Source organism: Pseudonocardia sp. GCM10023141, assembly GCF_042653605.1.
Map to the genome: position 1 here is coordinate 108381 of NZ_JBHSIR010000024.1, position 20204 is coordinate 128584.

Here is a 20204-nt window from a genome sequence, read left to right on the forward strand (position 1 = left end):
CGACCCCGTTCGACTCCGAAGGCGTTGCCGCAGGACATTAGACGTCTGATGACTTCGCGGCAAGGATGAGCTGGTGCCGACTATGGAGCAAATCACTTAGGTGCACCTAAGCTGGAAGCGACATCGGAAAGCACTGGAGGTCGCTCGTGCCGGACCCGACGCCGTTCTCGCAGGTCCTGAAGTCGTCCACCGCCGAGATGCACGAGCTGGCCCATCACTCGGTGTACATGAACGCCCTGCTCGGGGGAAGGCTCAGCCGCGACGAGTACGCGCTGCTCGCCACGCAGCTCTGGTTCGTCTACGACGCGCTCGAGCGGGCCTCCGATGTGCTCGCCGGCGACCCGGTGGCCGAGCCCTTCGTGATCGACGAGCTGCGCCGCCTGCCGGGCCTGCGTCGGGACCTGGATTTCCTGCTCGGCCCCGGCTGGGAGTCGGAGGTGGCGCCGCTGCCGGCCACCGTCGAGTACGCCGATCGCCTGCACGAGATCGCGACGAGCTGGCCGGGCGGCTACATCGCCCACCACTACACCCGCTACCTCGGCGACCTGGCGGGCGGGCAGATCGTGCGCCGGGTCCTGCAGCGCAGCTACGGCATCGTCGAGGACGGCGCCCACTTCTACGACTTCGGCACGGTCGGCAACCCGGCGGCGTTCCGCAGGCGCTACCGGGAGGCTCTCGACGGTGTCCCGCTCGGCGAGCGCGACCGGGTCGCCGCCGAAGCGGTGCGGGCCTTCGAGCTCAACATCGCGGTGCTGGCGCAGCTGGCCGACGAGCTGGACGCGGGCCCGGAGCGCGTGCCGGCTTGACCCTCCTCCTATGTGAACGATACGGCTCCGGGCCGCGTACCTCGTCGGCACCGACGGCGGCCGCAGCACGGTGCGCAAGCACCTCGGGGTCGGCTTCGAGGGCGAGACGTTCGAGCGCGAGCGCACCCTGATCGGCGACGTGCAGGTGGACGGCCTCGACGGCGTGTTCTGCCACATGCTCACCCGCGACGGCGACCTCGGGAACCGGTTCTCCTTCTGGAACCTGCCGCGCACGCCGTACTACCAGTTCGTGGCCACCATGCCGACCGAGGACGTGCCGGAGCTGACGCTCGACGGGCTGCGCGGGCTCATGCTGGACCGCACCGGTCGCACCGACCTGCGGATGCACGACCTGCCCCGGGCGCGGTGCAGGCCGGTGACCGGGCACCCGACGGCTACATCGGCGCGGTGTCGGAGTCATTCGAGGTGATCGAGCGCTACCTGGACGGGGTGCTCGGCGCCGCGGGGTAGCCCGCTGCCGCCAGCGGCGCCGGCATCGATCCCGGTCAGGTGCCGAGCACGGCCCACCCGTGCGGCCCGACGGTGATGCGCGCATCCGGTCCGCCGGATGCGTGCAGGGTGGCGTCCCCGGCCACGACCTCGGCGTATCCGGGCACCTCGTGCTCGACGGGGTGGTCGTCGAGGTTCAGCGCGGTGAGCAGCCGGTGGTCTCCGGCGGTCTGCTCCAGCAGGGCGAAGCCGTTGGTCAGGTGCAGCACCGAGGTGCGGGCCCGGTGCAGCCAGGGATGGCGCCGCCGCACGCCGATGAGCTGCTGGTGCAGCCGGTAGGTGGGCCATCCGTAGGGCGCGAGCTCGGTGGGGCCGCCCGCGGGGAACTCGGGGCGCACGGCGTCGTCGCCCCCGACGCGTTCCTCCTTGACACCGCGGAAGGCCTGCTCGTCGCCCGCGTAGATCGACGGCGTGCCGGCCACGGTGCACAGCACGGCCAGCGCGTGCGGGAGGTGCCGCTCGTCGGTGAGCATGCTCGCGATGCGGGTGACGTCGTGGTTGCCGACGAACGTGAGCGGCACGAACGTGTCGAGCAGCTCGCTGTGGCGCTTCAACGCCCAGGCGAGCTCGAAGAGGTTGCCGTCGTTGATCGCGCTCCAGATGGCCTTCCACAGCTCGTACTGCGTGACGGCGTGCACGCCCGACTCGCGGACGAACCCGGCGTAGTCGCCGTGGATCACCTCGCCGACCAGGTAGGCGTCGGGATGCGCGATGCGGACCCGGCCCAGCACGTCGGCCCAGAACCGGGTGGGCACGGCGTAGGCGGCGTCGAGGCGCCAGCCGTCGGCGCCGGCGGCCAGCCAGTGGCACAGGACGTCGGTGACGTGGTCGGCGACGGCGGGCTCGTCGTGGTTCAGCGCGACCAGCGCGTCGTGGCCCTCGAAGGTGGCGTACCCGGGTTCGGTGCCCGGCGCCGCGTCCGCGGGCCAGTCCAGCCGGAACCAGGCCGCCTCCGGCGTGCCCGGCCCGCCCGCGAGCACCCGCTGGAACGCCCCGAAACCGCGCCCCACGTGGTTGAACACGCCGTCGAGCAGTACCCGCAGGCCCCGCTCGTGCGCCGCGTCGAGCAGCGCGGCGAAGTCCTGCTCGTCGCCGAGGCGCGGATCGATCCGGTAGTGGTCGACGGTGTCGTAGCCATGCGTGCCGGAGGCGAACACCGGCCCCAGCGCGATGCCCGAGGCGCCCAGCTCCACGGCGTAGTCGAGCCAGTCGACGATGCGGGGCAGCCGGTGGGTGACCTCGCCCCCCGCCGGGGCTTCGGCCGGTGCGCCCACGAACCCGAGCGGGTAGAGGTGCCACCAGACGACGTGCTCGACCCAGCTCATCGGCGGGTCAGGCGTCGATGTACTGGCGGCGCAGCGCGGCCTGGTCGGGCAGCTCCAGCGGCTCCAGGTGACCGCCCGTCGCGCGCTCCAGGAGGTGATCGGCCAGCGCGGGGTTGCGGGCCAGCACCGGCCCGTGCATGTACGTGCCGATGATCCGGTCGGTGAGGGCGCCGTCGCCGGCCCGACCGGAGCGGTCGGCCGAGCCGTTGCCGACGCCGGACGTGACGTACCCCAGCGGCACGGTGCCGGTGCCGAGCGTGGTGAGTCCCATGTGGTTCTCGAAGCCGGTGAGCGTGCCGATGCCGGGCAGCGTGGAGGTGGTGACGACCTCACCGACGCTGCGGCGGGTGCCCGGTGTGGTGGTGAGGTCGAGCAGCCCGAGCCCCGCGCTGACGCGCCCGCTGCGGTCGGACATCGCCTCGCCGAGTATCTGCAGCCCGGCGCACACGGCCAGCAGCATCGAGCTGGTCTGCACCGCCGTGAGCAGGCCGGGATGGCGGCCGAGCCACTCGGTGGCGAAGATCTGCGCGGTGTCCTCGCCGCCGCCGAGCAGGTAGATGTCGCACGTGGTGGGCGGTGCGACGGCCGCGGTGACGGAGATGATCTCCGCGGGGATGCCGCGCCAGCGGGCCCGCTGGGCCAGGATCGTGGCGTTGCCCGCGTCGGAGTAGGTACCCAGTACGTCAGGCAGCAGCACGCCGATGGACAGTGGTGCGCCGGGGGACGCAGCGGGGCTCATGCGCGGGACTCCCCGTTGCCCGCGGCCGCGGCGAGGCGACGCTGCAGCTGGTGGAAGGCGGTGTAGTTGGCGACGACGTCGACCTTGCCGGGCGGCAGCGCCGCGATGGCGCCGAGCGGATCGGCGACGGTGGTGTGCTCGATGCCGGCGTAGGACAGGCGCAGCCCGATGTCGGGGGAGCGCTCGCCCGCCGCGGCGACGGGACGGGGCCCGAGTTCCTCGAACGGCACGTCCCACAGCCACGACGTGTCGCGGCCGTCGGCCTCGCGGGCGTTGATCATCACCAGCAGCGGGCGGGCCTCGTCGAGCAGGCCCAGCGTCTCGGCCCACCCCGCGGGGTTCTTCGCCAGCAGCAGCCGCAGCTCGTGGCGGCCGTGCCACACGGTGCTGTAGCGGCCTGCGACCTCCTGCACCGCGCCCATCGCGGCCGCGGCGGCAGCGGGCTCGACACCGGCGACGGCGGCCCCCGCCATCGCCATCACGGCGTTGCCCAGGTTGAACCGGCCCGGCAGGTTGAGCGCGACGGGCGTGCGCGTGCCGCCGGTGACGGCCGCGCCGTCCTCGGCCGACCACGTCGGCTGCGGGCGGGCCAGCCCGCACTCACAGGCCCAGTGCCCGTCGCCGACGGCGAGGGTGCGCCCGCACTGCGGACAGGTGGTGACGTCGCCGGTCCAGCCGACACCCGCCGCCACCCAGACGACGTGCGCGGCCGGGAGCGCGGCCCAGACGACCATCGGGTCGTCGGCGTTGGCGATGACCGTGGTCTCCGGGTGGTGGGCGAGCGCCTGGGACAGCGCCTTCGCGACGCTGCGCACCTCGTTGCCCCGGTCGAGCTGGTCGCGGCTGAGGTTGAGCAGCACGATGGCCACCGGGTCGACGGCCTCGGCCACCTCGGCGACGTGCAGCTCGTCGACCTCGATGACCGCGAGCTTCGCGTCGCGCGCGGCCGACAGCGCGGCGACGGCGCCGTCGGGCATGTTGGCGCCCGAGCTGTTGTGGGCGACCGGGCCCGCCGTGCGCAGCGCCGCGGCCAGCAGGTGGCTGGTGGTGGTCTTACCGTTGGTGCCCGAGACCAGCACGATCCTGCGACCCACCGCGAGGCGCGCCAGCGCGCCCCGGTCGAGCGCCAGCGTGACGCGGCCACCGATGATCGAACCGCCGCCCAGCCCGAGCTTGGGCGAGAGCCAGCTCGTGCCCAACCCGGCCCGCACGGCGACGTCGGACCATGCGGCGCGCGCCCGGGTGCCCAGCTTCCGCCGCGGCACCGGGCTCGTGCGTGGTGCCGGCCCGTTGCCTGCTGCTGGCTCTTTGCATGACTCGGTGTCCAACGACGTCATCCCCGTGCACTCATCCCGACATCGATCCGCTCACCTCACGCGCCACCCGGGCCGTCCCGTCCGGCGGCCAAGCTACCGTGCCGGCCCGATCGGGCCGCCCTGCGGGCCCCCCGACGCGACGGGGAGACGCTGCTGAAACACGCGTGAAACGGCGGCTGCGGGACAGCCTGAGCACGGTGCGCTCTTCGTCGAACCGTTCGGGACGGCGTACCGGCGGTGGGCAGGATGGGGAGCATGCCGCAAGTGCGGGGGACGGTACTGCCGGAGCGGGAACCGCGCTCCCTGTGGATCGACGGTGATCGGCCGCGCACCGATCCAGTGCCGGGAGCGGACCTCCTCGGCGAGGGCGGCTGGATCCTGCCGGGCCTCCTCGACGTCCACACGCACCCGGGCACCGAGGATCCGGGCGTGCCGATGGCCGACGCCTCGCTCCGGCGCCACCTCGTCGACCATCGCGATGCCGGCGTGCTGCTGGTGCGGACGCCCGGCTCGGCGGGCCGCATCCCCGGCTGGGTCGCCGACGACCCGGAGCTGCCGCGCACTGCCAGACCGCCGACGGCAGCCGCAACGCCGTGCTCGCCGGCGCCGACAGCCTGGAGCACGGCATGCACCTGCACCCGTCGCTGCTCGAGCGGATGGCCGCACAGGTGATCTACGACGAGGACCCGACGCGCGACGTCGCGGTGCTGAGCCGTCCCCGCCACGTCGTCCTCCGCGGCCGGATCGTGTTCTGAGCCCGATCAGGGTGGGGGCGAGCATCACCCTCCGGCGCGAGACCGATACCCTGCGGCGTCATCCCGCCTACCGTTGGGCGATCGTCAGCCGTACGGGTAGCCGCATGATCGCCCTCTGTCACGATCCCGTGCCTGTCGATCTCTGCTCCGTTCGGACCGTGCCAAGGCGCCGATCGGGGGACCGGCCTGGAGTCCCCGGGATCCAGCGGTCGTTTTCGGTCGGTGAACGGTCGATGGCGCACCCCGTGATCCCCAGTAGATCAAGCTCGTTGCGGCCCGAACGGCGGGGCTGGTCGAGACGCCCGTCGGAGAGTAGGAAACGTAGCTCCGCTCTCCGGAAGGCGCACCCGTGGTCCCGCCCGTTCGCTCGCACTCCCGCCGCCTGTCGACGGCGGTCTCCGTGGCCGAGCTCATCGTCCGCTGCGGTGGTGTGCCCGTGGTGGCGGGCCTGCCGGGGGACTGCGTGGGCCCGCCCGTATCGGTCGGCAGCCTGCTGCGCCGCGAGGGCCGCGGGCCGCACTCCGTCGACCGCCCGCTGCTGCCGCGCGGCTACGACCGCCCGCCGGCCGCACCGCCGCGGCGCAACGCCCGCAAGGCGGCTGCGGCGGCGGGTGCCATGTTCGCCGTCGGTGCCGTGCTGGGCCCGTCCGTCCTGCATGATGCGAGCCTTCCGCGCGCCGATGCCGGCCCGTCACAGTCCCTCGCGAGCCTCCCGGGTGCCGCTGTCGTGGGAAACGGCGCAACCGTCCGGTCGATCGCCGCGTCGGGTGCGGACGTGCTGCCGGCGGGGGGGATGGCGCTGGCGGCGGCGGTCAAGGACATGCCCCTGACCGCTGGTGGATCGGCTGCTGGTGGATCGGCAGCGGGGGGCCGCGCCGGCCTGCTGCCCAGCATGCTGCGTCCCGGCGGGTTCGCCACCGTTCCGGCCGCGGCACCGGCCGGAGCCCAGCCGGCGCCGGGCACGCCGGGTGCCGCCACACCCGGGGGGCCGGGGGTTCCCGGCGCGCCGGCAACGCCGGGCAGCCCCGCAGATCCCGGCAGCCCGGGTTCGCCAGCAGTCCCGGGAGACCCCGGCGCCCCGGGCAGTCCGGGGTCACCGGGTTCCCCCACCGAGCCCCCGTCGATCCCGCCACCGGTCGTGGCGATGCCGCCTGCCGGCCCCGCCATCACGCTTCCGCTCCCCGATGCCCGGACCCCGCCCGTCACGGTGCCGGGCACCTCGATCGACGGCGTCGTCCGCACGCCGTCGATCGGGGTCTCCGCAGCTGCTGCCCTCGGTCCGCAGGTCACGCTCGCCGTCAACGCCGAGGGTGCCGCGGTCGCCACGTCACCGGCAGCGGTGATCACCCCGAACGTCGCGGTCGGGTCCGCGAAGGTGGGACCCGTCGCGACGTCGGAAGGCGCCGTGGTGCTGCCCGACGTGGCGATCGGCAGCGCGGGGGTGTCGGTCACGAAGACGGGTGGCGTCCAGGCCGTGCTGCCGAGTGTCGAGGTGTCGCAGACGGAGGTCGTCACGCCGGACGTGACGGTCGGCGACACCACGGTCGCGCTGCCCGACGTCACGCTGCCGGAGGTGGCGCTGCCGCAGGTCGGCCTCGCGCCGCAGGATCTGCCCGAGACGGTGGAGAAGGTCGGGAAGGCCACGGTCGACACGGTCCAGAACGTCGGCGACGCCGCCGGTGCCACGCTCGGGAGTGTCGGATCGACGGTCACGGGCCTGCTGGGCGGTCACTGAGTTGGGCGGTCACTGACTCCCGCGGCCCGGCCGACGGCGCCGACGAGATCGGCGACGAACCCGGCGAGCCGGTCTGGCGGGTACGCGCCCGGGTCGGCGAGCGCGAGCCGGGCGAGCTGCTCCACGCCGGCCAGCACCAGGTGGGAGACGAGCTCGGCGTCGATGTGCTGGCCGCGCACCGACTTCAGTGTCCAGAACGCGACGCCCTCCAGGTCGCGGCGGAACCGTTCCCGTTGGCGCTCGACGGCCGCGCGCGCGCTCGCCGGCGTGCCCTCGACCGGCAGCAGGATCAACCGCCAGGTGGCAGGGTGTTCGGTGACGGCGACGAAGTAGCGCGTGAGCCCGCGCCGGATCAGCGAGAGCGGGTCGTCGCCGGGTTTCGGGATCGGCATCGCGGCCACCACGGCCGCGGTCGCGCGGCGCTGCTCGCGCTCCAGCAGCGTGGTGAGCAGCTCGTTGCGGTCGGCGAACTGGGCGTAGACCACGGTCTTCGCGATCCGGGCCGCGCGGGCGAGCGCCTCCATCGTCAACGCGCTGTAGCCCTCGTCGGCGATCAGTTCCAGCGCGACGTCGAGCAGCTGCTCGCGCCGCTCGGCGCGTGGCATCCGCCGGACGGGGCCGGGCCGACCCGGGTCACTTGACGCCATGGGGGAAGACCGTAATGTACGTGGACGTACGTACGCGACCGTACATACGGCGGGGGGCCCGTGGTGAGCAAGGTCGATGAGGTGGGGTCACCACGGGTCACCAGCGTGCGGGTCGCGGTCATCGGGGCCGGGTTCTCCGGTGTCGGGGCCGCGATCGCGCTGACGAACGCGGGCATCCACGACTACGTCGTGTTGGAGAAGGCCGCCGAGGTGGGCGGCACCTGGCGGGAGAACACCTACCCCGGCTGTGGCTGCGACGTGTTCTCGTCGCTCTACTCGTACTCGTTCGCGCCCAACCCGAACTGGAGCCGGGCCTTCGCCCGCCAGCCCGAGATCCTCGCGTACCTGCGCGATGTCGCCGAGCGCTACGGCGTCACGGAGCGGGTGCGGTTCGAGACGGTGGTGCGCGGTGCGACATGGAGCGAGACCACCCAGACCTGGACGGTGGAGACCAGCACCGGCATCGTCGAGGCACAGGCCGTGATCGCGGCGGCCGGACCGTTGCACGAGCCGAAGATCCCGGACCTGCCCGGGCTCGACACGTTCGCCGGCACCACCTTCCACTCCGCGGAGTGGAACCACGACCACGATCTCACCGGCAGGCGCGTCGCGGTGGTCGGCACGGGCGCGTCGGCGATCCAGTTCGTGCCCGAGATCGTCGACAGGGTCGCCTCGCTCACGCTGTTCCAGCGCACCGCGCCGTGGGTGCTGCCGAAGCCCGACCACCCCGTCCCCGCGATCGAGAGCGGGCTGTTCCGGCGGGTCCCGGCCGCGCAGCGCGCGTTCCGTTCGGCGCTCTACCACGGCCTCGAGCTGCTGCAGCTGGGCCAGCGCCATCCGCGGGTCATGGCGCAGATCCAGAGGATCGGGCTGGCGAACTTGCGCCTACAGGTGCGCGATCCGCAGCTGCGCGCCGCGCTCACCCCGGAGTTCACGCTGGGGTGCAAGCGGATCCTGCTGTCCAACACCTACTACCGCGCGCTCACCCGCCCGCACGTCGACGTGGTGCCCCGCGGTGTGCGCGAGGTGCGCGAGCGCTCTGTCATCGACGCCGACGGCGTGGAGCACGAGGTCGACACGATCATCTTCGGCACCGGGTTCCACGTGACCGACCCGCCGATCGCGTCGATGGTCCGTGGCCGCGACGGGCGCACGCTGGCCGAGGTGTGGCAGGGCAGCCCACAGGCCTACCTCGGCACCACGGTATCCGGCTTCCCGAACGCCTTCATCACGATCGGGCCCAACCTCGGCAACGGCCACTCCTCGGCGATCGTGCTGGTGGAGGCGCAGCTGCGCTACATCGTCGGCGCGTTGAAGGCGATGGACCGCGACGGCATCGCCAGCATCGACGTGCGCAAGGGCGTGCAGTCCAGTTACAACTCGGAGGTGCAGGCCGCGCTGGCCGGCACCGTCTGGAACGCGGGCGGCTGCTCGAGCTACTACCTCGACGCCAACGGCCGCAACAGCGCCATCTACCCGTGGAGCACGATCGACCTGCGGCGCCGCACCCGCCGGTTCACCCTGGCCGCATACGAGACCCGCGCCGTCGACGCCGTCGTCGAGAGCCTCCCGGCCGCCGTCGGCTGAGATTTCTCCGTCGTCGGGCCGCGCGGTTCAGAAGGGCGGCGGCTCGGTGCCGGTGTCCTGCTTCGCCCGAGTCGGCGGTGGCCGCTGTGGCGGCGCTGGTGGTTGCCAGAGGATCCGTAGATCCACGTGGCGGGCGACGGCGGACTCCTCGTGTTCGGCGGGTTGTGGTTCGGGAAGGTCGTGGCGGAGGGGTTCGCCGCGGGTGGTGTAGGTCCTGCCGAGCGGGCTGGTCCAGACGAACCGTCCCGGTGTCGGCTGGGTGAGTGTCCAGCCGCGATCTTTGTCGGGGTGGTGGCGGTGGCAGGCGGGTGGATCTGCACGACCCCACCGCGCGCCCGGCCACCACCGGCCTTCGGCCGTGAACGCAAGTACCCACCGTGGAGCAGGTGCCCGTTGTCGTCGACGATCGCGATCTCCCACGACCCACCCCGATACTGCCGCGCCACCGCAGCACGAGCGACCTCGGCGGAGACCGGCCCGACCCCGGCGATCTCCCCGGGCCACTCATCACGCCCCATCAAGCTCGGCAGCCCGACGTGGACCTCGACCCCGCGAGCGCACGACCCCCTCGGAGATCTGCCCCGTAAACAGAGTCAGGCGGCGGGGGAGCCGGCAGCCGTCCCGGACCGGATCGCATCCAGCACGGTCCGGGTCTGGGACGCCGCCCCGGCCGAGTTCGGGTGCAGCGGCACGGCCAGCGCCGGCCCGTTGAGCGACACCGGAACGACGGCCTCGACGTAGCGCGTGAACGGGCTCTGGCACACGTCGTGCCCGGCCGACGGCGTGAAGACGTCAACGAGTTCGGAGCCGCTCGCGGCGGCGACGCGCGCGACCATGGCGTTGAGCTCGCCGAACTTCTCGTGCAGGTAGGGCATGTCCTCGTTCAGGACGGGGACGTAGGGCCAGCAGCCCTGCTCCGGCACCGCGTCGAGGTAGTTGACCATGAGCACGCGCGCGTCCGGCGCCACCAGCGTGTGCAGGGTGCGCATGGCCGCGAGCACCTTCGGCTCGGCCGCCGCGATGCCCGCGGAGATCTTGTCGACCCCACCCGCGGTCAGTGCCTGCTTGCAGGAGCCGCCGAGTGGTGCGGGCAGGCCGAGCCCGGGCAGCAGCGAGATCGAGGGGAGCAGGTTGAGGCAGCCCAGTATGTAGCCGGTGAACCCGGTGTCGTTGCCGCCGATCCCGACGGTGACGAGGTCGGTGGTGCGGGTCAGGCGCGCGAACTGCGGGGGGTTGGTGCCGCCGAGCGGCAGCCCGCCCTGCGGTGCGGCGAAGTCGTCGGTGGTGGCCGAGCCGCAGGTGGCGTCGGCGAACTTCGGGACGCCGAGCGCCGCGGCCACCTGCTTCGGGTAGTTGTACGTGGCCTGGAAGCAGTCCAGCGGGGCGTATTTCGCCGTGGGCGGGCCCAGCAGCACCACGTCGGCCGACCACGAGTCACCCAGCGCGACGTACTCGCGGTACGGAGAGGCGGGTGCCGCTGCCGCGGACGGCGCGACGGTGATCAACGCGGTGAGGACGGCAGCGAAGAGCGGGAGCACGGCACGGCGGCGCATGGACGTCCTGTCGGGGGAGCGGGCAGATGATCACCCGCAGCTTCGCACGCCGCCGGCCGCTCCCGCGCCAGGTTCGCCCACCTACCAGGTGACGGGCAGCGAGCGCACCCCGTAGACGACGTTGTAGGAGCGGAAGTCGATCTCCGCGTTCGGGTCGTGCAGCGCCAGGCCGGGGAACCGGCGCAGCAGCGCGGGGAACGCGATCCGCAGCTCGGTGCGGGCCAACGGGGCGCCGATGCAGTGGTGCACGCCGTGCCCGAACGCGACGTGCCGCGTGACGGCGCGGGTGAGGTCGAGCTCTTCGAGGTGGTCACCGAGCGCGGTGTCGCGGTTGGCCGCCGGCAGCGAGACGACCACGATGTCGCCGGCCGCGATCGGCTGCCCGGCGATCTCCGTGTCGACGGTGGCCACGCGCGGCATGCCGCTGTGCACCACCGACAGGTAGCGCAGCACCTCGTCGACGGCGGTCTCGGTGAGGTCGGGCCGGTCGCGCATCAGTGCCAGCTGCTCGGGATTGCGCAGCAGGGCCAGCGTGCCGAGGCCGAGGGTGTTGGCGGTGGTCTCGTGCCCGGCGATGAGCAGCAGCCCGGCGATCCCGACGAGCTCGCCGGTGGTCAGGTCGTGGCCGTGCTCGCGCACGAGCATGCCGAGCAGGTCCTCGCCCGGCTCGAGCCGGGTCCTGGCCACCAGCTCGGTCATGTACGCGCGCGACTCGGCGCCCGCCTTCATGCGCTCCTCGATGCCGAGGGAGATGTCGAGCTGGCGCCCGGCGCGGCTCTGGAACGCCGCGCGGTCGGCGTAGGGCACCCCGAGCAGCTCGCAGATCACCAGCGACGGCACCGGCAACGCGAACGAGGCCACGAGGTCGGCGGGCGGACCGGCCTGCTCCATCGCGTCGAGGTGCTCGTCGACGATCGCGGTGATCCGCGGCTCCAGCCTGCGCACCTGCCGCACGGTGAACTCGGAGCTGAGCAGCTTGCGCAGCCGGGTGTGCTCGGGCGGGTCGGAGGCCAGCAGCGAGCCCTCGTTGCCGCCGGGCGCCAGTCCCGGGAGCCCGGCCGGCCGGATCCCGCTCGCGAACGTGGCGGCGTCGGCGAGCACCTCGCGGACGTCGGCGTAGCGGGTGACCAGCCAGGCCGAGAGCCCCAGCGGGGTCTTCACCCCGGCGATGCCCGGGCGCTCCCGCAGCATGCCGAGCTCGGGGGCGGGGTCGAAGCCGTTGCGCTGCATGTGGATGGGCAGCTGCTGTACCTGCGTCATGCCTCCGGACTACCAGCTCTCGGTAACGTCCGTGGCGGGGCGCGGGCGGATTGCCCCGGTTGGGCGTTCTGCGTTCTCAGCTACTTCCCAGCTGCGCCGACAACCCGCGGATCTCGCTGATCAGCAGCTCGCCCAGCGCGCCGACGCCGCGCTCGGCGATGCGGGAGGTCGGACCGGAGATCGAGATCGCGGCGATCACCGTGCCGCCGGTGGCCCGGACCGGGGCCGCCACCGAGGTGAGCCCGACCTCCAGCTCGTCGAGCGAGACGGCCCAGCCACGGCGGCGGACGTCACCGAGCGCGCGTTCGAGCGCCGGGCGCTCGGTGAGCGAGCGGTCGGTGCGCCGCTGCAGCTCGCCTGCGGGCAGCGGGAGCACGCCGGACGCGTAGAACACCTTGCCCAGCGCCGAGCAGTGCGCCGGCACCTCGACGCCCACCCAGTTGATCGCGCCCAGCACGTGGCGGCTGTCGACCTGGGAGATGTGCACGAGGTCGGTGCCGCGCGGCACGGCGAGGTTGACGGTCTCACCGCTCTGCTCGCCGAGGCGCTCGCACGTGGGCCGGGCCAGCTCGGCGAGGTCGTGCAGGGCGCTGGGCCGCGCGGCGTAGAGCGCGAACAGGGCGCCTGGCCGGAAGGCGCCCGCCGCGTCGCGCTGCACGAGCCGGCTGCGTTCCAGCGCCTGCAGCAGCCGTGACGTCGTGGACTTGGCCAGCCCCAGCTCGTCGACGAGCGAGGTGAACGTGCGGGGCGCATCGGCGGCGACGACGAGCGCGAGCAGCGCGCTCGCGCGGTCGACGGACTGGCTGCCCACGGGGTTGACCATGAGATCCTTCCAAAGGTTCCATATTATGGAACCACAGTTCCACGGCTTGCGGATAGAGTCCTGCGGCGTCGGCCACCCGTCAAGGGGAGATCATGACCCAGGTAGCACAGCCCTCGTCCCGCGTCGTCATCATCGGAGCCGGGGTGGTGGGCGCGGCACTCGCCGACGAGCTCTCCGCCCGCGGCTGGAGCGACATCACCGTCGTCGACCAGGGCCCGGTCCCGACGCCGGGCGGCTCGTCGTCGCACGCGCCAGGGCTGGTGTTCCAGGCCAACGCGTCCAAGACGATGACGGAGATGGCCCGCTACACCGTCGAGAAGCTCGGCTCGCTCGACGTCGACGGTGAGCCGTGCTTCCTGCCCGTCGGCGGCCTCGAGGTCGCGACGTCGCCGGAGCGGCTCGCGGAGCTGCACCGCCGCCACGGCTGGCTCACCGCGTGGGGTGTCCCGGCGCGGGTCGTCGGCCCGGCCGGGTGCCTCGAGCTGCACCCGCTGCTCGACCCCGACGTCGTGCTCGGCGGCCTGCACGTCGAGACCGACGGGATCGCCAAGTCGATCCGGGCGGTCGACGCGCAGCTGCGCCGGGCCGCCGACCGCGGCGTCACGATCCGCGACCGCCACGAGGTCACCGACGTGCTGGTGGCGGACGGGCGGGTCACCGCGGTCGTCACCGACCGGGGGGAGATCCCCGCCGACATCGTGGTCTGCTGCGCGGGCATCTGGGGCCCGAAGGTGGCCGCGATGGTCGGCATGACGTTGCCGTTGACGCCGCTGGCCCACCAGCTGGCGTGGACCGGGTCGACCCCCGCGCTGGCCGGCGCCACGCAGGAGGCCACCCACCCGATCCTGCGCCACCAGGACGCCGACCTGTACTTCCGCGAGCGCTTCGACGGGCTGGGCATCGGCTACTACGGCCACCGCCCGCTGCCGATGGACGCCCGCGACATCCTGTCCGTGGACGAGGCGCCGGTGATGCCGTCGGTGCTGGAGTTCACCGAGGAGGACTTCGCGCCCGGCTGGGCCGACGCGCAGGCACTGATCCCGACGCTGCGCGACACGAAGATCGAGGACGCCATCAACGGGCTGTTCTCGTTCACCACCGACGGCAACCCGCTGATCGGCGAGTCCCGTGACGTCGCGGGCTTCTGGGTGGCCGAGGCCGTCTGGGTCACGCACTCCTGTGGGGTGGCCCGCGCGCTGGCCGAGTGGCTCGTCGACGGCCGGTGCACCACGTTCGACCTGCACGACTGCGACGTCAACCGGTTCTGGCCGCACCAGGAGTCGCCCGCGTTCCTGGTGGCCAAGAACAGCCAGAACTACGTGGAGATCTACGACATCCTGCACCCGCTGGAGCCGATGCTCGAGCCGCGGCCGCTGCGCACGTCGCCCTTCTACGAGCGGCAGCAGGCGCTCGGCGCGGTGTTCCTGGAGGCGGCGGGCTGGGAGCGGCCGCAGTGGTACGAGGCCAACGCCGGGCTGGTCGAGGGCCGGGAGATCCCGACGCCCGACGACTGGGCCGCGAAGTGGTGGTCGCCGATCGTCGCCGCCGAGGCGCAGGTGACGCGCGAGCGCGTCGCGATGTACGACATGACCACGCTGCAGCGGATCTCGGTGTCCGGGCGCGGCGCGGCGGCGTTCCTGCAGGAGATGACCACCGGCGACGTCGACAAGTCCGTCGGCAGCGTCACCTACTGCCTGCTGCTCGACGAGGACGGCGGCATCCGCAGCGACGTCACCGTCGCGCGCCTGTCGCCGACGGAGTTCCAGGTGGGCGCCAACGGCCCGATCGACACCGACTGGCTCGTCCGCCACGCACCCGCCGACGTCTCCGTCCGCGATGTCACGGCAGGCACCTGCTGCATCGGGCTGTGGGGGCCGAAGGCCCGCGACCTGATCGCGCCGCTGGTGCCGGAAGGCGTCGGGTTCCGCTACTTCCGGGGCGCGCAGATCCACGTCGGCACGGTGCCGGTCACGGCGCTGCGGCTGTCGTACGTCGGCGAGCTGGGCTGGGAGCTGTACACGACGGCCGATCTGGGCCGCAAGCTCTGGGACACGCTGTGGGAGGCCGGCCAGGAGCACGGGATCATCGCCGCGGGCCGCGGGGCGTTCTCCAGCCTGCGCCTGGAGAAGGGCTACCGCTCCTTCGGCGCCGACATGACCTTCGAGCACGACCCGTGGGAGGCGGGAGTCGGGTTCGCGGTCAAGGACGCCAAGCCGTCGTTCGTCGGGCGCGCCGCGGTGCTGGCGCGCCGCGACCGGGTGTCGCGCAGGCTCGCCTGCCTGACGCTGGACGAGACCGTGCTGGGCAAGGAGCCGGTCTACGGGCCCACCGGCGACGCCGTCGGGTACGTCACGAGCGCGGCCTACGGCTACACGATCGGCACGGGCATCGCGTACGCCTGGCTCCCCGCGGAGCTGGCCGAGCCCGGCCAGCAGGTGGAGATCGGCTGGTTCGACCGCCGGATCACCGCCACCGTGGCGCAGGAGCCGCTCTTCGACCCGAAGATGACGCGGCTGCGGGGCTGACGACGGGCGCCACCCCGGGCCTCGCACCCCGGATGTGACAGGGAGTTAGGGTGCGCGGGAGCAACGGGAGGAGTCCGATGCCGGTCTCGATGGACGCGCTGTGCACCGATCTCGCGGCGGAGACGGCCGCGCTGCGGGAGCTGCTCGCACCGCTGGACGAGCAGCAGTGGCGCCTGGCCACCCCCGCGCCCGGCTGGACGATCGGGGACCAGGTCTCCCACCTCGCGTTCTTCGACGACGCCGCCGTGCAGTCGGCTCTCGACCCGGAGGCGTTCCGGGCGCTGGCGGAGCGCGAAGGCGCTGCCGACGGCGTCGCCGAGCGCTTCCGCGACCGCAGCGGTGCCGAGCTGCTCGCCTGGTTCGACTCCACCCGCGCCCGGCTGATCGAGACGTTCGCCGCGCTCGACCCGGCGCTGCGCGTGCCGTGGTTCGGCCCGCCGATGAGCGCGGCGTCGTCGCTCACCGCGCGGATCATGGAGACGTGGGCGCACGGCCAGGACGTCGCCGACGCGCTCGGTGCCACCCGTGAGCCCACCGACCGGCTGCGCCACGTGGCGCACATCGGCATCGGCGCGCGCCCGTTCAGCTTCATGATCCACGGCCGGGAGGCGCCCGCGGAGCCGATCCGCGTCGAGCTGACCGGCCCGGGCGGGGACATCTGGGCGTGGGGCCCCGCCGAGGCCGACGACCGCGTCACCGGCCCGGCTCTGGACTTCTGCCTGGTCGTCACGCAGCGCCGCCACCTCGGCGACACCGCGCTCCAGGTCACCGGTGCACACGCCGAGGCGTGGATGCAGATCGCGCAGGCCTTCGCCGGTCCGCCGGGCACCGGGCGGCGGCAGGGCGAGTTCGCCTGACGAGCAGGTAGTGTTCGGGGTGGTCGCGGCTGCTCGCGACGTGGCATCGCCCGGACCCCGGCGCCATCAGGCGTATCGAGGGAGGTCTCGGGTCTCGCGGAGCGTCGTCGATCGCTTGCAGAGACAGGAGTCCGAGTACCATGTCCGCCCTTGATGCACCCCCGGCCATCCCCGTGCCCGCCATCGACATGGCCGCGCTCACCTGCGCGTCCTGCCCGCACCTGCGGGCCGCCCACGATCGGATCGGCCTGCGGTACTGCTCCGCGACGACGGCGGGCGCGCTCGAGCGCGGCTGCGTCTGCGCGCCGGGCACGTCCACGGCCGATCCGGCCCCGGCCGCCACCGCTACGCAGGCCTGACGCCTCGATCTGCCCTCCCGAGGTGCCCGCCGGTGCGCTACATCGGGTTGAACGTGCCCAGCGGTGCGGTGCAGAACTGGCCGCCGACGTGGTCGGCCGCGATGCCGGTGAGCTCGGGGCGCCCGGCCAGCTCCGCGGCGTAGGTCTCGGCGTTGTCGAGGGACTTGTAGCCCAGCTCCTCGGCCTCGGCGAGCGAGTAGACCCGGCGCGTGTTGTCCGAGACGCCCCAGATGATCCGGTAACCGGGGGAGGGGCAGCTCAGGCACGCCTCGAACAGCCGCGCGCCGTCGTCGGGGGAGAGCCAGGTGATGAGTCCGCGGGGGCCCAGCAGCAGCGGTGACTCGAAGCAGCTCCCGATCCGCACCACGATGACGTCCATGCCGAACCGCGAGTGGTACAGGCTGCCGAGCGCCTCGATGGCGGCCTTGCTGACCCCGTAGAACGTGTCGGGCCGGGCGGTGCTGTCGGCGGGCAGCCCGGCCTCGCCTGCCTCGTCGATCCGCCGGAATCCCACGGCGTGGTTGCTGGAGGCGAGCACCACGCGCGGCACGCCGGCGGCGCGGGCGGCCTCCAACACGGTGTGGGTGCCGTTGATGTTGACGTCCAGGGTGGCCTCCCAGGTGTTCTCCCGGCTGTGGCCGCCCAGGTGGATCAGCGCGTCGACGCCCTCGCAGGCCCGGGCCATCGCGTCGGCGTCGGTGACGGACGCGGTGATCAGCTCGACGTTCTCACCGTCGGCGGCAGCGGGCTGCGGGGCCAGGTCGAGCAGGCGCAGCACGCGGTCTGCGCGCCGCAGTCGCGGCCGCATGAAGGTGCCGACGATGCCGGCCGAGCCGGTGATCAGGACGCGCTGGTCTGCCATGGACTTCCGTTCTGGTGGTCGGCTCGACGGTTGTTCAGCGGATGCCGGCGCGGCGCAACCGCCGGCCGAGCTCGGCTGTGGTCTGGGCGAGTAGCTCACCCACATCTTGCGCCTCGGCGTCGGACACCTGACCAACCGGCATCGAACAGCTGATCGCATCGGTGGCGGGGATGCGGTACGGGATGACGGCGGCGACGCAGCGCACGCCCGGCGTGCCCTCCTCGATCTCGGAGCCGTAGCCGCGGTCCCTGGCGAGCGCGCACGCGGCGTGCAGCGCATCGCGGCTGGTGAGGGTGGCGGGCGTCAGCGACGGCAGCGTCGCGGGCAGCAGGGAGTCGATCTCGTCCTGGGTCAGCTCGGCCAGCAGCGCCTTGCCCAGCGCGGTGGCGTGGGTGGGCAGCGTTCGTCCTACCCGGGAGACCAGGTGGGTGGAGCGGCGCGACTCGCGGGTCTCCAGGTAGACGACCTCGGTGCCGTTGCGGCGGGCGAAGTGCGCGGTGAACCCGGTGCGGTCGCGGATCAGCTCGAGCGCCTCGGCCGCGTAGGGCACCACGGGGTCGCGGTCGAGGTAGGCCGTGCCGCAGATGAGCGCGCGCACGCCGAGTCGGTAGGAGGCCGTGCCGGGATCGGCCTCCAGCCAGCCGGCCTCCAGGAGCGTGCGCAGCAGCCCGTGCAGGCTGGAGCGCGGCAGGCCGGTGCGGGTGTGCAGGTCCGAGAGCGTGAGCCAGACGTCGCCGCCCGCGAACGTCTCGATCAGCTCGATCGCTCGCCGGGCGGACTTGACCCCGGCCGATTCGGCGCCGCCCAGCGGTACTTCCGACAGCGGCATGTCCGGTTTCTGGCGCACTGCGGCTTCTCCACCATTCGGCCTGTTGACGTGTGACTGCCGCCATATTAACTTCCCGAACGGCGTTCTCATGGGTGAACGTCATCACGATAGCAGACTCCGTTCACATATGTGAACAACGAGGGGGGTCCTCGGTGCACGCACTCGACTGGGCGATGGTGTCGCTCTACTTCGCGCTGATGGTGGGGATCGGCTGGTGGTCGCATCGCCGCGTCCACGACGTGAAGGACTTCTTCACCGCGGGCGGCAAGATGCCCTGGTGGCTGGCCGGCATCTCGCACCACATGTCCGGCTACAGCGCGGTGCTCTTCGTCGCGTACGCCGGTGTCGCCTACACCGACGGCATCACCGTCTACTTCTGGGGATTCGCGAGCATCGGGATCGGCGTCGGCATCGGCAGCTGGCTCTTCGCCGCCCGCTGGAACCGGCTGCGTTCCCAGCTCGGCGTCGCGTCGCCGCTGGAGTACCTCGCGAAGCGCTACAACGTGCCGACGCAGCAGGCGCTCGCCTGGAGCGGCAGCCTCTTGAAGATCTTCGACATCGCTGCGAAGTGGTACGCCGTGGCGACCCTGCTCAACGCGTTCGCGGGCGTGCCCTACGTGTGGGGCATCATCATCACCGGCTCGGTCACGCTGATCTATTGCACCGTCGGCGGGCTGTGGGCCGACGCGCTCACCGACTTCGGCCAGTTCGTCATCCAGGGCCTCGCGGCGATCGTCATGATCTGGGTGATCCTCGACCGGCTCGGCGGCGTCTCGGGGCTGTGGACGATGTGGGCGCAGCTGCCGCCGTCGCACGTCAACCCGACCACGCCGAAGTTCACCACCGTGCTGCTGCTGGTCTACGTGCTGGTGAAGACGCTCGAGTACAACGGCGGCATGTGGAACCTGGCGCAGCGCTACATGGCAGCGCCCAACGCCCACGAGGCGCGCCGCGGCGCGCGGCTGTCGTCGGCGCTGTACCTGCTGTGGCCGCTGGTGCTGATGTTCCCGATGTTCGCCGCCCCGCTGCTGGTGCCCGGGCTGCAGGACCCCAACACGGCCTACGCCGTGATGACCACGACGTTCCTGCCTCCCGGCCTGATCGGGCTGGTGCTGGCGGGCATCTTCTCGCACACGATGGCGATGGTGTCCTCGGACGCCAACGCGATCTCCGCGGTGATCACCCGCGACATGATCCCGGTGCTCGTGGCCAGGACGAAGCGGTGGACCGACGTGCAGGGCCTCAAGGCCGCCCGGATCACCACGGTGATCTTCGTGGTGCTGACCATGGTCGTGGCCACCCAGGCACAGGCGCTCGGGGGCGTGCTGACGATCGTGGTCTCGTGGGTGGCCGCGCTGATGGGACCGATCTCCATCCCGCTGCTGCTCGGCATGCTGCCGTGGTTCCGCCGCTGCGGCTCGCGGGCCGCGCTCGCGTCCTGGGGGGCCGGGCTGCTGGCCTACGCGCTGGTCTACTACGTGATCCCGTCGAGCCAGACGGTGATCATCGCGACCCCGATCCTGGTGTCGCTGGGCGTCTACACCGGACTCGGCTGGCTGGCCCCCGAGCGCAGGCAGAGCACCGACGACATCATCGACGTGATCGACCGCGCCGACTCGAACGACGACGACACCGATGGTGGAGAGCCGCTCCACCCGGACCGGAAGGGATCGGCGGTTCCCGCATAGGGGCGCCACCGCAACGACGACGAAAGAG

18 protein-coding genes are annotated in these 20204 nt (G+C 72.6%); 9 read left to right on the forward strand and 9 right to left on the reverse strand.

The annotated features are described in order from the left end of the window. The first annotated feature begins 146 nt into the window (after positions 1-146). Together ACFPFQ_RS13260 and ACFPFQ_RS13265 are read left to right on the forward strand one after the other, a co-directional pair. Positions 147-806 (forward strand): heme oxygenase (biliverdin-producing), encoded by a 660-nt coding sequence (locus ACFPFQ_RS13260; protein WP_379618371.1) that lies wholly within the window; start codon positions 147-149, stop codon positions 804-806. Between the two features lie 19 nt (positions 807-825). Then, positions 826-1236, forward strand: coding sequence for an FAD-dependent monooxygenase (locus ACFPFQ_RS13265; RefSeq protein ID WP_379618425.1), 411 nt, complete (start codon positions 826-828; stop codon positions 1234-1236). A gap of 76 nt (positions 1237-1312) precedes the next feature. Here ACFPFQ_RS13265 and ACFPFQ_RS13270 read toward each other — a convergent pair whose 3' ends face one another. From ACFPFQ_RS13270 to ACFPFQ_RS13280, 3 genes are read right to left on the reverse strand one after another with little or no spacing between them, the layout of a single operon-like run. After that, positions 1313-2641 (reverse strand): alpha-amylase family protein, encoded by a 1329-nt coding sequence (locus ACFPFQ_RS13270; RefSeq protein ID WP_379618373.1) that lies wholly within the window; start codon positions 2639-2641, stop codon positions 1313-1315. 7 nt (positions 2642-2648) lie between these two features. Continuing rightward, positions 2649-3380 carry a type 1 glutamine amidotransferase gene (locus tag ACFPFQ_RS13275; RefSeq protein WP_379618375.1) on the reverse strand — a complete coding sequence of 244 codons (732 nt, stop codon included), beginning with the start codon at positions 3378-3380 and terminating at the stop codon, positions 2649-2651. Then, the gene (locus tag ACFPFQ_RS13280; protein ID WP_379618377.1) at positions 3377-4645 is read right to left on the reverse strand and encodes a Mur ligase family protein; all 1269 of its coding nucleotides are present in this window, start codon (positions 4643-4645) and stop codon (positions 3377-3379) included. The genes ACFPFQ_RS13275 and ACFPFQ_RS13280 overlap by 4 nt, the downstream gene beginning before the upstream one ends. A gap of 644 nt (positions 4646-5289) precedes the next feature. Here ACFPFQ_RS13280 and ACFPFQ_RS13285 point away from each other — a divergent pair. Further along, positions 5290-5451 (forward strand): hypothetical protein, encoded by a 162-nt coding sequence (locus tag ACFPFQ_RS13285; RefSeq protein WP_379618379.1) that lies wholly within the window; start codon positions 5290-5292, stop codon positions 5449-5451. A gap of 349 nt (positions 5452-5800) precedes the next feature. Next, on the forward strand, positions 5801-7186 hold the full coding sequence (locus ACFPFQ_RS13290) for a hypothetical protein (RefSeq protein ID WP_379618381.1): 1386 nt from the start codon (positions 5801-5803) through the stop codon (positions 7184-7186). Here the strand turns inward: ACFPFQ_RS13290 and ACFPFQ_RS13295 are convergent. After that, positions 7180-7833, reverse strand: a complete 654-nt coding sequence (locus ACFPFQ_RS13295) for a TetR/AcrR family transcriptional regulator (protein WP_379618383.1) — start codon at positions 7831-7833, stop codon at positions 7180-7182. The genes ACFPFQ_RS13290 and ACFPFQ_RS13295 overlap by 7 nt on opposite strands. Positions 7834-7896: 63 nt before the next feature. Here ACFPFQ_RS13295 and ACFPFQ_RS13300 point away from each other — a divergent pair, with 63 nt between their 5' ends. Next, positions 7897-9420 (forward strand): flavin-containing monooxygenase, encoded by a 1524-nt coding sequence (locus ACFPFQ_RS13300; RefSeq protein WP_379618385.1) that lies wholly within the window; start codon positions 7897-7899, stop codon positions 9418-9420. Between the two features lie 593 nt (positions 9421-10013). Here ACFPFQ_RS13300 and ACFPFQ_RS13305 read toward each other — a convergent pair. From ACFPFQ_RS13305 to ACFPFQ_RS13315, 3 genes are all read right to left on the reverse strand, one after another. Continuing rightward, positions 10014-10973, reverse strand: coding sequence for an SGNH/GDSL hydrolase family protein (locus ACFPFQ_RS13305; RefSeq protein WP_379618387.1), 960 nt, complete (start codon positions 10971-10973; stop codon positions 10014-10016). Positions 10974-11054: 81 nt separating this feature from the next. Beyond that, complete coding sequence (locus ACFPFQ_RS13310; RefSeq protein ID WP_379618389.1) at positions 11055-12233, reverse strand: cytochrome P450; 1179 nt, start codon at positions 12231-12233, stop codon at positions 11055-11057. A gap of 76 nt (positions 12234-12309) precedes the next feature. Then, positions 12310-13056 (reverse strand): IclR family transcriptional regulator, encoded by a 747-nt coding sequence (locus ACFPFQ_RS13315; RefSeq protein WP_379618391.1) that lies wholly within the window; start codon positions 13054-13056, stop codon positions 12310-12312. Positions 13057-13148: 92 nt separating this feature from the next. Between ACFPFQ_RS13315 and ACFPFQ_RS13320 the strand changes: the two genes are divergently transcribed. The 3 genes from ACFPFQ_RS13320 (at position 13149) to ACFPFQ_RS13330 (ending at position 16797) form a co-directional block, all read left to right on the forward strand. Next, on the forward strand, positions 13149-15581 hold the full coding sequence (locus ACFPFQ_RS13320) for a GcvT family protein (RefSeq protein WP_379618393.1): 2433 nt from the start codon (positions 13149-13151) through the stop codon (positions 15579-15581). A 77-nt stretch (positions 15582-15658) separates the two neighbouring features. Beyond that, complete coding sequence (locus ACFPFQ_RS13325; protein WP_379618395.1) at positions 15659-16438, forward strand: TIGR03084 family metal-binding protein; 780 nt, start codon at positions 15659-15661, stop codon at positions 16436-16438. A gap of 140 nt (positions 16439-16578) precedes the next feature. Next, positions 16579-16797: an RGCVC family protein gene (locus tag ACFPFQ_RS13330; RefSeq protein ID WP_379618397.1), complete on the forward strand. Its 219-nt coding sequence runs from the start codon at positions 16579-16581 to the stop codon at positions 16795-16797. A gap of 37 nt (positions 16798-16834) precedes the next feature. Here ACFPFQ_RS13330 and ACFPFQ_RS13335 read toward each other — a convergent pair whose 3' ends face one another. Further along, positions 16835-17659 (reverse strand): NAD-dependent epimerase/dehydratase family protein, encoded by an 825-nt coding sequence (locus ACFPFQ_RS13335; RefSeq protein WP_379618399.1) that lies wholly within the window; start codon positions 17657-17659, stop codon positions 16835-16837. A gap of 34 nt (positions 17660-17693) precedes the next feature. Then, positions 17694-18506, reverse strand: coding sequence for an IclR family transcriptional regulator (locus tag ACFPFQ_RS13340; RefSeq protein WP_379618401.1), 813 nt, complete (start codon positions 18504-18506; stop codon positions 17694-17696). A 134-nt stretch (positions 18507-18640) separates the two neighbouring features. Here ACFPFQ_RS13340 and ACFPFQ_RS13345 point away from each other — a divergent pair, with 134 nt between their 5' ends. Next, on the forward strand, positions 18641-20176 hold the full coding sequence (locus ACFPFQ_RS13345; protein WP_379618403.1) for a sodium:solute symporter family protein: 1536 nt from the start codon (positions 18641-18643) through the stop codon (positions 20174-20176). The last annotated feature ends 28 nt before the right edge of the window (positions 20177-20204 follow it).

Excerpts from the sequence above, each read along its gene's own strand:
- ACFPFQ_RS13315 (WP_379618391.1), bottom strand. The coding sequence starts at position 13,056 with ATGGTCAACCCCGTGGGCAGCCAGTCCGTCGACCGCGCGAGCGCGCTG.
- ACFPFQ_RS13295 (WP_379618383.1), bottom strand. The coding sequence starts at position 7,833 with ATGGCGTCAAGTGACCCGGGTCGGCCCGGCCCCGTCCGGCGGATGCCA.
- ACFPFQ_RS13335 (WP_379618399.1), bottom strand. The coding sequence starts at position 17,659 with ATGGCAGACCAGCGCGTCCTGATCACCGGCTCGGCCGGCATCGTCGGC.
- ACFPFQ_RS13305 (WP_379618387.1), bottom strand. The coding sequence starts at position 10,973 with ATGCGCCGCCGTGCCGTGCTCCCGCTCTTCGCTGCCGTCCTCACCGCG.
- ACFPFQ_RS13275 (WP_379618375.1), bottom strand. The coding sequence starts at position 3,380 with ATGAGCCCCGCTGCGTCCCCCGGCGCACCACTGTCCATCGGCGTGCTG.
- ACFPFQ_RS13330 (WP_379618397.1), top strand. The coding sequence starts at position 16,579 with ATGTCCGCCCTTGATGCACCCCCGGCCATCCCCGTGCCCGCCATCGAC.
- ACFPFQ_RS13320 (WP_379618393.1), top strand. The coding sequence starts at position 13,149 with ATGACCCAGGTAGCACAGCCCTCGTCCCGCGTCGTCATCATCGGAGCC.
- ACFPFQ_RS13310 (WP_379618389.1), bottom strand. The coding sequence starts at position 12,233 with ATGACGCAGGTACAGCAGCTGCCCATCCACATGCAGCGCAACGGCTTC.
- ACFPFQ_RS13325 (WP_379618395.1), top strand. The coding sequence starts at position 15,659 with ATGCCGGTCTCGATGGACGCGCTGTGCACCGATCTCGCGGCGGAGACG.
- ACFPFQ_RS13270 (WP_379618373.1), bottom strand. The coding sequence starts at position 2,641 with ATGAGCTGGGTCGAGCACGTCGTCTGGTGGCACCTCTACCCGCTCGGG.